General features: G+C 53.3%; 6 protein-coding genes and 2 pseudogenes. 2 read left to right on the top strand and 6 right to left on the bottom strand.

Annotated features, from left to right (window positions below):
• Positions 1-21: 21 nt before the first annotated feature.
• Positions 22-1317 carry a peptidylprolyl isomerase SurA gene (surA, locus tag NAL19_RS18145; RefSeq protein WP_263058078.1) on the bottom strand — a complete coding sequence of 432 codons (1296 nt, stop codon included), beginning with the start codon at positions 1315-1317 and terminating at the stop codon, positions 22-24.
• Positions 1318-1424: 107 nt separating this feature from the next.
• Positions 1425-3833: an LPS assembly protein LptD gene (lptD, locus tag NAL19_RS18140; RefSeq protein WP_263058077.1), complete on the bottom strand. Its 2409-nt coding sequence runs from the start codon at positions 3831-3833 to the stop codon at positions 1425-1427.
• Between the two features lie 149 nt (positions 3834-3982).
• On the opposite strand from lptD, the gene djlA reads away from it, so the two are divergent.
• The gene (gene djlA, locus NAL19_RS18135; protein WP_263058076.1) at positions 3983-4858 is read left to right on the top strand and encodes a co-chaperone DjlA; all 876 of its coding nucleotides are present in this window, start codon (positions 3983-3985) and stop codon (positions 4856-4858) included.
• 81 nt (positions 4859-4939) lie between these two features.
• On the opposite strand, the gene rluA is transcribed toward djlA, so the two are convergent.
• The 4 genes and pseudogenes from rluA to NAL19_RS18115 all read right to left on the bottom strand — a co-directional run bounded on the left by rluA (position 4940) and on the right by NAL19_RS18115 (position 13031).
• A complete protein-coding gene (rluA, locus tag NAL19_RS18130) occupies positions 4940-5593 on the bottom strand; it encodes a bifunctional tRNA pseudouridine(32) synthase/23S rRNA pseudouridine(746) synthase RluA (protein WP_225085812.1) in 654 nt (217 codons plus the stop codon).
• Between the two features lie 168 nt (positions 5594-5761).
• Positions 5762-8664 (bottom strand): annotated as a pseudogene (gene rapA / locus NAL19_RS18125) (RNA polymerase-associated protein RapA).
• A gap of 275 nt (positions 8665-8939) precedes the next feature.
• Positions 8940-11306 carry a DNA polymerase II gene (locus tag NAL19_RS18120; protein WP_263058075.1) on the bottom strand — a complete coding sequence of 789 codons (2367 nt, stop codon included), beginning with the start codon at positions 11304-11306 and terminating at the stop codon, positions 8940-8942.
• A 127-nt stretch (positions 11307-11433) separates the two neighbouring features.
• Positions 11434-13031 (bottom strand): annotated as a pseudogene (locus NAL19_RS18115) (diguanylate cyclase).
• A 146-nt stretch (positions 13032-13177) separates the two neighbouring features.
• On the opposite strand from NAL19_RS18115, the gene NAL19_RS18110 reads away from it, so the two are divergent.
• Positions 13178-13948 (top strand): DedA family protein, encoded by a 771-nt coding sequence (locus tag NAL19_RS18110; protein ID WP_250160540.1) that lies wholly within the window; start codon positions 13178-13180, stop codon positions 13946-13948.
• Positions 13949-14059: the final 111 nt, after the last annotated feature.

The raw sequence follows: 14059 nt of genomic DNA, 5'->3' as shown, positions 1-14059 counted from the left end.
CAGCATTAGTTTCAATCAGCATTAGTTAGTCGCGCCATTAATCACTTTGACATAGGCCGATGCACGCTGTTCCTGCATCCAGGTTTGTGCTTCTTCGGCGAATTTACGATTAAAGATCATACGGTACGCCTGCTCTTTTTGTGCCGCGTCGGTTTTATCCACCTGGCGGGTATCCAGCAACTGAATCAGATGCCAGCCAAAAGAGGAATGAACAGGCTGGCTGATTTCGCCTTTCTTCAGTTTCAACAACGCATCGCGGAAGGCCGGATCGTACATATCTGGAGAAGCCCAGCCAAGGTCGCCGCCCTGATTCGCTGAACCGGGATCCTGAGAGAGCAGTTTGGCTTGCGAGGCGAAATCGGTGCTGCCGTTTTTGATCTGCTGTGCTACTTCGGCCAGCTTGGCTTGCGCCTGACTGTCCGTCATGACGACGGAAGGTTTGATCAGAATATGGCGAGCATGGGTTTCAGTTACCGATACGCTTTTGTTACCACCGCGAATATCGTTCACTTTCAGAATGTGGAAACCTACGCCAGAACGGATTGGGCCGACGATTTGGCCTTTTTGCGCCTGAGTTAAGCGCTCGGCAAACAGCGTTGGGATCTCTTGCAGTTTACCCCAGCCCATCTGGCCGCCTTTCAGCGCCTGAGAGTCAGCCGAATAGGTGATGGCCAACTTACCAAAATCCGCGCCTTCATTGATTTGTTTCACCAGAGAAGTTGCCAGATTTTCTGCCTCATCAACCTGCTGCTGAGTCGGGTTTTCCGGCAGGGGAATCAAAATGTGGCTCAGGTTCAGCTCATCATTTTCACCGGTCTGGTTGGCGATCTGCTTCGCTAGCGTATCGACTTCCTGCGGCAGTACCGTCACGCGACGACGGACTTCGTTGTTACGGACTTCCGAGATCAGCATCTCTTTGCGAATCTGGTTACGGTAGGTGTTGTAGTTCAGACCTTCGTAGGCCAACTGGCTTTTTAGCTGGTCCAGAGACATACGGTTCTGAGAGGCAATATTGGCAATCGCCTGATTCAGTTGCTCATCGTTCACCTGAATCCCCATCTTCTGCGCCATTTGCAGGATGATGTTGTCCATGATCAAACGCTCGGTAATCTGATGGCGCAGCGTGGCATCATCCGGCAATTGTTGCCCGGCCTGCTGGGCGTTCAGTTTTACCGACTGCAAAAGCGCATTGACATCACTTTCCAACACAACGCTGTTGTCGACCACTGCTGCGACTTTATCAACCACCTGTGGTGCTGCGAACGCGGTAGAGGCACTCAGTGCCAATCCGAGAATAAGCGTTCTCCAGTTCTTCATACCTTTCCCATTATTTCATCCGCAAGGCGGGTTAAAGTTCCAACATTGCTGTAAGACAGCCTGTTTGTTTTTGCTACATCCTTATCGGCTTAGCACTCTGGATGACATCAGAATGCGCGCTGGTAAGGCAAAATACCTGAACGCAGCATTTTGTCGGAACCCAGACTGTAATTACTGCTTAAACCACGTAATTCGATATTAAACGACACTTTGTTGTCGTATTCGCTGCTGCGGCTAACGCTGTTCCAGTCGGTAATTTTACGCTCATAACCGACGCTCACGGCCCAGCAGCAGGTGTTGTACTGTAAGCCAATGAGCTGGTTCGCCGGCTGATTGGCCTTGGTGTCGTAATAATAAGCACCCACCACGGCCCAACGCTCGACAATCGGCCAGCTCGCGGTGATACCGACCTGCGAGATACCTTGCTGGAAGCCAGGGTTCGTGACATTAGGGATCATGTCTCGAATATATTCTGGGCTCGCGTAACGATAATTCAGCTGCACCAGACGTTCCGCATCACGACGGTATTCTAACACGGCGTCGCCCAGCGCGATTTCGTTCAGGCGATTGTCATACTGTAGACCTCCGCGAACACCCCATCTGTCATCGATTTTCAGGAAGGAGTCACCTGCCCATACCTGGCTACCGTTGTTATCGCTTTTATCGAGCGCAGTATTGCGATCCCCTGTGCGTGGGCGATCGAAGTAATAGATTTGACCAATAGAAGCGTTAAAACGTTCAACCAATGCGTCATCATAAATACGTGTAGTGACACCAGTCACTAGTTGATTCGCTGATGCAATACGATCCAGACCACTGTAACTGCGATCGCGGAACAGGCCGGAATAGTCGGTCTGCATCAGCGTAGAATCGTAGGTATGAATACTGCTCTGGTCGCGATAAGGCACATAGAGGTATTGCGCACGAGGCTCCAACGTCTGAGTATAAGCCTGCGACCAGTCCATTTCGCGCTCAAAGACCATCTTGCCATCGACTTTATATTGCGGCATTACGCGATTCACTGAATCTTTTAGTGCATTTTTTGAATCTTGTATCTCTTGAGAGCTACTTGGTGTCGCACGGTAACGATCGAGATTATCTTGTTGATAATGTGTCGCCAAGAGCTTGGCTTCAGTATTTAGGCTGGCCCAGCGATTTGCTAACGGCAGATTCAGCGTGGGTTCAACGTGCAGACGTGTCGCTTCTGGCCGACTATTGTTGACGTTAGTAAATTTTACCGCCTGACCATAAAGATGCATATCAACCGGGCCGATATCATTCTGGTAGTAATTGATATCGAGCTGCGGCTCAGCACGATAGACATCGCGGCTGGTCGCATTGGAAAAGACCTGGAACTGTTTGGTGGATAGCGCAGTGTCCCAGTTTTGGTTCGCATAGCCTACGCTCAGTTTTTGGGTGACGTAGCCATCGGTGGTTGACCCGTAATTCGAGTCCAGATCGGTGAAGTAGCGGTCATCGCTGACTTTGGTGTAGTCCGCGTTAAAACGCCACACCTGATCCATCACGCCGCTGTGGCCCCAATGGAACAGCCAGCGGGTGTCGTTACTATCCTGTGGGGCGACTTTGGCGTATTCATTGTCACTAGGAAGCCAGTCGAACTGAATCACGCCGAGGCCTGGCGTGGTCAGGTAGCGGAATTCGTTCTGCCACTGCATACCACGTTTAGTTTGCAGGTGCGGTGTGATCGTGGCGTCAAAATTAGGCGCGATGTTCCAGTAATAAGGCGTCAGCAGTTCAAAGCCGTTGCTGCTGCCATATTTCGCATTGGGGATCAGGAAGCCAGAGCGTCGTTTATCGCCGATAGGAAGCTGCAAATACGGGCTATAGAACACAGGTACGCCAGCAATCTTGAAACGCGCGTTCCAGATTTCAGCAACCTGCTCTTCTCTGTCTTGAATCACTTCCGAACCGACGACACTCCAGCTATTATCTCCCGGCAGACAGGAAGTGAAGGAGCCGTTTTCCAGAATGGTGTAGCGATTGCTGTCACGCATTTTCATTTTGTCGGCGGAACCACGCCCTTGACGGCCCACCATCTGATAGTCGCCTTCATAGACGTCGGTATCTTTGGTGTTCAGGTTGGCCCACGCTTTAGGGCCTTTCAGGATAACCTGATTGTCATCATAGTGGACATTTCCCGTCGCGGTAATCGTCCGCGTGGGTGTGCCGCCCTGCGTTGTCGGATCCAACTGATTCAGTTCCACCTGCTCGGCAGTCATGACGCTGTTGCCCTGCTGGATGTTAACATTACCAGTGAATTTGGCGCTGTCTGGATAGTTGGCTTCGGTTTTATCGGCCTGAATGTTGACCGGCAGTTGATTGGGATCGCCAGTGACCAGCGGTCTGTTGTACGTGGGTACACCCAGCATGCACTGTTCAGCGAGATCGGCCAGCGCGTGCTGGCTGTAAAGCGCCGACCAAACCAGAGTGGCCAGCAGAGTTGGGAAACTTTTTTTCATACGCAGTATTAGGTGTTCCGTCATCAGGGGCATCATGCCGGCAAACGGTCAGAGACTATATCACTCGTTAGCGTTGCGCCAGTGTTAAATCCCCACCGCCTATACGCACCGCCGTTAGGTGCAAAGATAAATGACAGGTATGATAAAGCAATTTTTGGCTGACGGCATGAGGATTTGAGGAGTATATGCGGTATTGGGGAAAGTTGCTGGGGTTAGCATTGGGAATCGTCTCAAGCGCTGGCATCTGGGGAATGATCATGGGTTTACTGATGGGGCATTGGATTGACAAAGCCTGGGCATCGCGTCGCCGTGATTATTTTTCGGCCCAGTCTACTCGCCAGTCCTTGTTCTTTCTCACGACCTTTCAGGCTATGGGGCACCTGACCAAATCCAAAGGCCGGGTGACGGAAGCTGATATCAAGATTGCGACCAAAATGATGGATCGCCTTGAGCTATTTGGTGAAGCCAGAAGCGCGGCTCAACAGGCTTTCCGCGAAGGGAAGGCTGGTCATTTCCCTTTGCGCATAAAATTACGCAAGCTGCGCGATGCCTGTCTGGGACGCTTTGATTTAATTAAGATGTTTCTGGAAATTCAGCTTCAGGTCGCGTTTGTTGATGGTGTTTTGCACCCGAATGAGCGACGTGTGTTGTACGTGATTGCCGATGAGCTGGGCGTGACGCGCGAACAGTTTGAGTTCTTCCTGCGCAATATGGAAGGAACCTCGGGGCAACAGTCCCGGCAGAATCAGTCACGACAGAACGGTAAATCGCATCAGCGTCGTAATAATGGCTATTCCAACGGTCACTCTTATGGCGGTCAGCGTCCGGCGTCACCGCCACGTGGGCCAACGGTCGAAAGCGCCTGCCGTACGCTGGGGGTGCGCAGTAGCGATGATGCCGCGACGATTAAGCGTGCTTACCGTAAACTCATGAGCGAGCATCATCCCGATAAGCTGGTCGCCAAGAAGTTGTCGCCGAGGATGATGGAGATAGCCAAGCGCAAAGCGCAGGATATTCAGGCGGCCTATGAACTGTTGAAAAGCGCGAATCAAGCAAAATAACCCGCACCTTTCCCTTCTTTTTACTTCCCCGTTTTACCGCTCTACCACATTCGATGTGCAAATACCGTCGGCACGGTTGCCTCAGAAATCCGCTTCGCAACGAAAGTGCATCGGGGTATTGAAAGCCGGGTGCGTGATAGCCAATTCTTGTGCGTGCAGCAACAGGCGGGGCGCCATCGCTTTAGCATCAGGATGTGCATAAAAGCCATCGCCGAGGATCGGGTGGCCGAGTGCCAGCAGATGAACGCGCAGTTGATGGGAGCGCCCCGTAATCGGCATCAGCTTGACGCGTGTCGTACCGTCATCGTCGCGTGAGAGTACCTGATATTCTGTCTGTGCCGCTTTGCCTGTTTCAAAGCAGACTTTCTGTTTTGGGCGGTTCGGCCAGTCGCAGATAAGCGGAAGGTCGATGACGCCTTCATCCTGTGCCATATGTCCCCAGACGCGGGCAAGGTAGGATTTTTTCGGTTCGCGTTCGCGAAACTGGCGCTTTAGTTCACGCTCGGCGGCCTTTGTGAGTGCGACGGCAATGACGCCGCTGGTCGCCATATCCAGGCGATGAACGGATTCGGCTGTGGGATAGTCAGCCTGAATGCGGCTCATCACGCTGTCTTTGTGTTCTGGCGCACGGCCGGGAACCGACAGCAAACCGCTGGGTTTATTCACCACCATGATGTGCTGATCCTGGTAAAGAATGTGCAGCCAGGGATCGGTAGGCGGATTATAGGGTTCCATCGGAGCACCTTCAGACAACATATACTGTGTGATATTAGGGAGAACACGGGGATGAGGTTCCCGCAGGGAGATCTTGCCCCGTGGTATGCCCGTGTATCTCGATTTTGCAAACAACGTGTCTTTATAACAGCGGTATGAGGTTTATGCCTATACCGCTGTCAGAAACGTTTACTGGTGTGTAACCACCACCAGACGAATCGCATCCAGACGCCAGTTAGCCTCATGGAGATTGCTCAGCACCTGCTCACGCTGGTTTTCCAGCGCAGTCAGTTCATCTTCACGAATATTAGGGTTGACGGCTTTCAGCGCTTCCAGACGCTCCAGCTCGCGGCGCAATTGCAGGTCAGCCTGCTCCTGCGCGTCGGTAATCAACTGGCGTGCCTGCGTTTCGACTAACGCTTCCGCCTGCTGCAACATCGCGTGAACATCGGCCTGTACCGCATTCACCAGCTTGCTGGACGTATGACGGTTTACCGCGTTGAGCTGGCGGTTGAAGCTCTCAAACTCAACCTGAGCCGCCAGATTGGTCCCTTTACGATCCATGAGCAGGCGAACCGGCGTTGGTGGCAGGAAACGGGTCAGTTGCAGGTGTTTTGGCGCCTGTGCTTCTACAACGTAAACCAGTTCAGCCAGCAGTGTGCCGACCGGCAGGGCTTTATTTTTCAGCAGCGACACCGCACAGCTTCCGGTATCGCCGGACAGCACCAGATCGAGCCCGTTACGGATGAGCGGGTGCTCCCAACTGATAAACTGTGCATCTTCGCGGGAAAGGGCCTGATCGCGATCGAACGTGATCGTACAACCGTCCTGCGGCAGGCCAGGGAAATCCGGCACCAGCATATGATCGGATGGCGTCAGGACGATCAGGTTATCGCTGCGATCTTCCTGATTGATGCCAACAATATCAAACAGGTTCAGCGCGAATGTCACCAGATTGACGTCATTATCCTGCTCGGCGATGGCCTGTGCCAACTGCTGCGCCTGTTCGCCACCGTTAGAATGCATTTCCAGCAGACGATCGCGGCCTTGTTCAAGCTGCTGTTTCAGGCTGTCGTGCTGCTGTCGGCAGGTGTGAATAAATTCATCCAGCCCTTGCTGTTCACCGACGGTCGTCATGCGCTCGATCAGCTGTGCATGGTGCACATCATAGATGGTGCGGCCTGTCGGGCAGGTGTGCTCAAACGCGTCCAACCCTTCGTGATACCAGCGCACCAGCATGGCCTGCGCGGTATTTTCCAGATACGGCACCAGAATCTGAATTTCTTTTGCCTGCCCGATACGGTCCAGACGGCCGATACGCTGTTCCAGCAGATCGGGGTTAAACGGCAGATCGAACATCACTAAATGGCTGGCAAACTGGAAGTTACGGCCTTCAGAACCGATCTCTGAACAGATCAGCACCTGTGCGCCTTCTTCTTCGGAAGCAAATACGCGGCAGCGCGGTCACGTTCCAGAATCGACAGACCTTCATGGAAAACGGCGGCGCGAATCGCTTCACGCGTACGCAGCACTTGCTCCAGCTGTAGCGCCGTGGCGGCCTGCGCACAGATCACCAGCACTTTTTCATCACGGTTGGCGGTCAGATAGTTCAACAGCCATTCCACGCGCGGGTCGAAGTTCCACCAGGTCGCATCGTCCCCTTCGAGCTGTTGATAAATTTGTTCCGGGTACAGCATGTCGCGGGCGCGCACCTCCAGCGTCTTATTCGCGTTCATAATGCCGGATACTTTAATGGCCGTTTGGTACTGGGATGGCAGCGGCAGACGGATTTGATGCAGGATACGCTGTGGGAAACCTTTAACCCCCTGACGCGTGTTACGGAACAACACGCGGCTGGTGCCGTGGCGATCCATCAGCATGGCGATCAGTTCCTGACGCGCCTTCTGATTATCATCGCTGTCGCTGTTAATGGCTTTTAGCAGCGGTTCGATGTCCTGCTCGCCCAGCAGATCGCTCAGCGCATTCAGTTCAGCCGTTTGGGCTTTTTCACCCGCTAATAACAGCGTGACCGCATCGGCGACCGGACGATACTGCTGCTGCTCGGCAAGGAATTCCTGATAATCGTGGAAACGGTTAGGATCGAGCAGGCGTAAACGCGCAAAGTGGCTCTGCTGACCAAGCTGTTCCGGCGTTGCGGTTAACAGCAGAACGGCCGGCGTGGCGCGTGCCAGTGTTTCAATGGCCTGATATTCCGGGCTAGGGCTTTCTTCGCTCCAGACCAGATGGTGAGCTTCATCCACCACCAGCAGATCCCAATCTGCGTTGACGAGTTGCGAAAAACGCTGGGCGCTGCGCTGCACAAATCCCAGTGAGCAGATAACGAGCTGTTCGGTTTCAAACGGGTTGCTGCTGTCCAGTTTGGCTTCGGCATAGCGCTCGTCGTCAAACAGTGAGAACAGCAGATTAAAGCGGCGCAGCATTTCAACCAGCCACTGATGTTGCAGGGTTTCCGGTACGATAATCAGCACTCGACTGGCACGACCCGCCAGCAACTGCTGATGGATGATCATACCGGCTTCAATGGTTTTCCCCAGACCGACTTCGTCCGCCAGCAAGACGCGTGGCGCATGACGTTGGCCGACTTCGTGAGCGATATGGAGCTGATGAGGGATGAGGCTGGCACGCATGCCGCGTAACCCGACCTGTTGCTGTAGCGCCTGCTCGTTTTGATGCTTGCGGGCGCGATAGCGCAGGGCAAAGCGATCCATACGATCAATCTGCCCGGCGAACAGACGATCTTGCGGTTTATTGAACGTCAGTTTGCTGTCCAGAAAGACTTCACGCAGTTCTGCTGGCGTTTCATCATCCAGACGCTGGCCGCAATACACCAGTAACCCTTTTTCTTCTCGCACGTCATCAACTTTGAGCTGCCAGCCTTCATGGCTGGTGACGGTGTCGCCGGGGTTGAACATCACGCGGGTGATGGGGGCGTCGCTGCGGGAATAAAGTCGGTTTTCACCGCTGGCAGGAAAAAGCAGCGTTATCATACGCGTATCGACGGCAACAACCGTTCCCAGTCCAAGTTCGCTTTCCGTATCGCTGATCCAGCGCTGACCAAGTGTAAAAGGCATAAATTCTTAGCTCGATTTTCGTCTGTTCGGGGGAATGTCTGATTACATTACCGGGTGCCGATAATGTTGCTGATGCAAATTCAGAAAGGGCGTTATGGTAATGGATGACGGTGCGTTCGTCACCCCTCAAACTTGCTGTACCGCGAATTAACCCCTTTCATTTAAAGACAGAAATACGCGTCACTTAAAAACATAAATATGCGCCACTCAAAAACATAACTACCGGTCATGTAAAAACAGGAATACCCGCTAGCTAACGCCTTGATCCCTGACGTTTAAAACAGACCCATCTGGCCTGTTACCAGTGTAGCAAAATCATCATGCAGGAAAGGCAAAATAGCGTCCGCGACTGGCTGGAGCTGGCGTTCGACATAATGCTGATAATCCAGCGGCGAATGCCGGGTTTCCAGCGGCTCGGGGCCATTCACGGTCATCACATAGCTGATCCAGCCGCCGTTTTGGTATTGCAACGGCCGCCCCTGTTGGCGGTTATAGTCATCGGCGATTTTTGCGGCTCTGGCATGGGGCGGCACGTTGCGTTGGTAATCATCCAGTCGGCGGCGTAAGCGTTTACGGTAGATCAGCAGATCGTCGAACTCCCCGTTCAGGGTGCGATCGACATAATCCCGCAGCCACTCCTGATACGGCTGTTGTTGAAAAATCAGCAGATAGAGCTGCTGTTGAAACTGTTGCGCTAGCGGTGTCCAGTCAGTGCGCACGGTTTCCAGCCCTTTGAACACCATCTTTTCGCCTTGCGGCGTGTCGATGAGCCCGGCGTAGCGCTTCTTGCTGCCTTGCTCGGCACCGCGAATCGTTGGCATCAGGAAGCGGCGAAAGTGCGTCTCAAACTCCAGTTCCAGCGCGCTGGTCAACTGCTGGGTGTCGTGCAAGTGCTGTGTCCACCACTGGTTAACGTGCTGCACCAGCGTTTTGCCAATCGCTGTCGCTTCTTCTTCGCGATGCGCGTGTTTCAGCCAGACGAATGTGGAGTCGGTATCGCCATAAATCACTTGATAGCCTTGTTCTTCGATCAGTTCGCGCGTTTTGCGCATGATTTCATGGCCACGCAGGGTGATGGAGGAGGCGAGGCGCGGATCGAAGAAGCGGCAGCCTGTGGCACCGAGTACGCCGTAAAAGGCATTCATGATGATCTTCAACGCCTGAGACAGCGGCTTATTATTGGTGCGCTTCGCGGCTTCACGCCCTTGCCAGATTTGCTCGACAATCGCGGGCAGGCAGTGCTGCTCGCGGGAGAACCACGCACCGCGAAAGCCGGGGACGGCGTGCTGTGCGTCTGGATTTTGTGTTCCCACAGCCAACCCGACCGGATCGATTAAGAATGTACGGATGATGGAAGGGTAGAGGCTTTTATAATCCAGCACGAGCACCGAATCATACAGGCCGGGGCGCGAATCCATCACAAATCCGCCGGGGCTGGTTTCAAGCGCGACATCGCCCAGATTGGGCGCCACGTAACCCATGCGGTGCATGCGCGGTAAATAGAGGTGGGAAAAGGCGGCAACGGAACCGCCGCTGCGGTCTGCTGCTAGTCCGGTGACGCTGGCGCGTTCCAGTAAGAAAGGCAGCAGTTCGGTTTTGTCGAAAATACGCGTGACCAGTTCGCAGTCTTGCAGGTTATAGCGCGCCAGCGCGGGTTTATCTTCGGCAAAACGTCGGTCAATCTCATCCATCCGCTGATAGGGCGTGTCGATGGCTTTGCCTTCCCCCAGCAGGGACTGCGCAACAAATTCCAGACTAAACGACGCAAAATTCCACGTCGCGGATTTGAGCGCTTCAATGCCGTCAATAATCAAACGGCCGGTGGCGCTTGCAAAAAAATGCCCCTGTTTAAAACCGTGTTCCCGCCATTCTAACGCCTGCCCATTGCGCCCCAGCTTGAGCGGAATAGTGTAGCGCTCGGCATGTTTCTGTAAGACGCGCAGGTCAAACTGCACCAGATTCCAACCGATAATGGCATCGGGATCGTGCTGCTGCATCCAGACATTCAGCTTCTCCAGCAATTGCGGGCGGCTGGCGACGTACTCCAGCGTAAAATCCTCCTGCTCGGCTGGCGTGCCGTTCGGCGGGCCGAGCATGTAAACCTGACGCTGCCCGCAGCCTTCCAGCCCGATGCAGTAAAGCTCGCCGTGGCGGTTGGTTTCGATATCCAGCGACACCAGCCTGAGCGTCGGGCGGTAATCGGGATGAGGTTTCATTCGAACATCCGTCAGCAGGCCGTCTGACGTGGGCGTACCGCTAAACCACACCGGTGCCGTGATAAAGCGTTCCATCAGAAAGCGCTCCGTCGGGCGAATATCGGCTTCGTAGATTTGAACGCCACCTTCACGCAGCAATTTCTCTAGCCGCAGCAACTGCCGGTATTGTGGGCAATACAGCCCCAATAGCGGCTGATGGTGGAAATCCTGCATCGCAAGCGGTTTTAACTGCCAGCGTTTTTCCTGCTGTAAGAGCGTTCTTGCACGAGTTTCCTGCTGGGCGGGAATAAAAGCAATGGCCTGCTGTAGCGGCAGACGAGCCAGTTGCGGCCCCTCATCGGTGGCCAGCCAGAATTCAACCTGTGTGCCAGTTGGTGTGTCATTCCAGTGGCGGGTCAGCAGAAACCCCTGACGAACCTGAGTCACTAAGCGGCCTTTTATAGCGAGCGGGATAAGAAAGGATAGTAGGAGTAAGTATGGTTATTTATACAGGTGATGTCCAGCGTCCTGCGACATCACCGATATACCGATATAAAGAGGAGAGGAATTGGTGTTAACTCTCGTTGCCGGAGGCAGACACCACGCGGTTGCGGCCTTCTTGTTTGGCTTGATACAGCGCTTCATCCGCCAGTTTGAAGGTGCGCTCGATCGACATGTTGTTGACGCCCGGTTCCCACAGGGCAACGCCTAATGAGATGGTGATATTACCCACGACAGGAATGGTTGCTTCCTCCATGCGCTGCCGCAAGCGTTCAGCAATGCTAAGTGCGATATCGAGGCTGGTTTCCGGCAGCAGGATCAAAAATTCTTCACCGCCGCTGCGGCATAGAATGTCGGAATCGCGTGAGCTGGTACGAATAAGCTGTGAGAGATAGCGAATGACATTATCGCCGACATCATGACCGTAGGTGTCATTGATGCGCTTGAAGCGATCGATATCCAGCGCGATGATCGAAAAACTTTTTTGTCCCATCTGCCAGTAGCGCAGAACGCTATCCAATCCACGGCGATTGAGCAACTCGGTCATCGGGTCTGAGTGTGCCTCCGAACGTAACTTACCAATTTTGCGCTGAAGTAAATCGATGCCGAGCAGCATAGCCTGTTTAAGCTGAGAGGCCTCGAAATACCAGGAGGGAATATTTCTGATGTCGTCGGAGACATCCGTCGCATCCATCTTATTGGCGCTGCGCGCCAGCAGCCACAGCGGCTGGGCGATGAGCCGGGCAAGCAGCCAAACGCCGAAGATAGTTAAAAATGCGAGAGGGAGCGTGTGGCGCAGGACATTTAGCATCAGGCCATCCAGCGGTTTCAGCGTAATGTCCGTTGGACGGAGCGCTACAATCTGCCACTGCGAGGTCGACTCAACGGCATAGCCCGCTAGCATCTTCTCACCCAGATAGTTCACCATATGCTGGCTACCATTCTTCTCATGCTGTGCGTCGATCTCTAGGTTATTGGTCTCTGTTTTACCAATTCGCTCGATATCGCGGTGATACAGCATTTTTTGTTCTTATCGATGACGTAAATATAAGAACCGTCGCGGTAATAATGTTTGTCCAAGAGCGTATTGAGAACGCTGGGCTGCTTGAGGTAGATCGATCCACCGATAAATCCTTTGTAACGGCCATCTCGCGTGAAGATCGGTGCAGATATCAGCACAATGAAGTTATTGGCAGCAGATAGATAGGGTTGGCTGATAAGAGGCTGCTTTTCTCGTAAGGCTTCGAGTGCGCCTTCGGTGGTCAGGCTTCTCCCAATCAATTGAAACGTATCGGGTGAGGTGGCTCTGACGATACCTTTTTCATCAGCAATAACGACAGAGTTGAAATTGCTGGTCTGTAGCCGCAGACGGTCGGCTTCTTTAAGCAGGCTGGCCTTATCATCCATCTGGGGGGCGACGATATTGGCGCTGTAGGCTAACTGCTGCTGGGCTTCTTTAAAAAAAGAGTGGGTCATCGCTGCGAGTTTGGTGGCATAAACCCGGTTGGCTTCAAGCGTGTTATCAATCAGCAGCTCTCGTTGGACGCGGTAGCTGGCATAAAAACTGTTTGCCAGCGTCACCAATGCGCTCGCTACTGCCAGAAGTAGGATAAGACGTCGTAATCCGAAATGGTTGAATCGTTTAAAAAACTTGAATTGTTTAAAAAACATAGTGGCAGTGTGGCACAGTGGCAAAAAATGACCGCTATCATAAGTGTTGGCGCCCGGAGGTGCAAAAGAATTGACCAACAATCAGGAGTTGACGGCTTCTGCTATGATCCAGACAATCCTTGTTTTTATAAAATACGGGTAGGTTTATGGAAGCGTGGCTGGATCATCTGGTTACCCAATCGTTAGCGTATTCACTGATCGCCGTCATGCTGGTTGCCTTTCTGGAATCACTGGCGCTGGTGGGGTTGTTGTTGCCGGGAACGGTGATGATGGCAACGCTGGGCGCGCTGATCGGTAGCGGACAAATGGGGCTTTATCCGGCATGGGCGGCCGGTATCATCGGTTGCCTGCTAGGTGACTGGATTTCCTATTTTATTGGCATGCGTTTTAAGGCACCCCTGCATAACTGGTCTTTCCTGAAAAAGTATCAGGCGTTGCTGAATAAAACCGAATATGCCCTGTATCAGCATCCGATGCCGACGATATTGATCGGGCGTTTTGTTGGCCCGACGCGCCCCCTTATTCCGATGGTGGCGGGGATGCTGGGGCTACCGCCTTATAAATTTGCCGTACCGAATATCATTGGTTGCCTGCTGTGGCCGCCGGCCTATTTCTTACCCGGTATTCTGGCTGGCGTGGCGATTGATATTCCCGCAGGGACGAACAGTACGGGGTTTAAGTGGTTGTTATTATTCACAGCTGTCGTCGTGTGGGTCGCTGGCTGGCTAAACTGGCGCTGGTGGCACAGCGATAAGCGCAAACAGCATGACTGGTTTAGCAGAACGATGCCGCTCAGACGTCTGCGTTGGGTGGCGCCTGGCGTGTCCATAGCGGCAGTCGCGTTGTTGATCGTGTTGATTCAGCATCCGCTGATGCCGGTTTATCGTCATCTGCTGTGGCAGGTATTAAACGGGTAAAAGTGTTAAACGGGTAAGCGTGGGCTGGCCGGGAGAGACCCGGCCAAACTATCTATATCGCGGTAAAATGCGTAGTGGTAAAACTCGTAGTAGTAAAGTTAATCACGGTAA

Source organism: Pectobacterium sp. F1-1 (assembly GCF_025643735.1).
Classification (GTDB): Bacteria; Pseudomonadota; Gammaproteobacteria; order Enterobacterales; family Enterobacteriaceae; genus Pectobacterium; species Pectobacterium colocasium.
The sequence above is the reverse complement of the archived record's forward strand: the minus strand, read 5'-3'. Positions and strand labels throughout refer to the sequence as shown.

Coding starts and splice junctions, on each gene's coding strand:
- surA (WP_263058078.1), bottom strand. CDS start 1,317: ATGAAGAACTGGAGAACGCTTATTCTCGGATTGGCACTGAGTGCCTCT.
- lptD (WP_263058077.1), bottom strand. CDS start 3,833: ATGATGCCCCTGATGACGGAACACCTAATACTGCGTATGAAAAAAAGT.
- djlA (WP_263058076.1), top strand. CDS start 3,983: ATGCGGTATTGGGGAAAGTTGCTGGGGTTAGCATTGGGAATCGTCTCA.
- rluA (WP_225085812.1), bottom strand. CDS start 5,593: ATGGAACCCTATAATCCGCCTACCGATCCCTGGCTGCACATTCTTTAC.
- NAL19_RS18110 (WP_250160540.1), top strand. CDS start 13,178: ATGGAAGCGTGGCTGGATCATCTGGTTACCCAATCGTTAGCGTATTCA.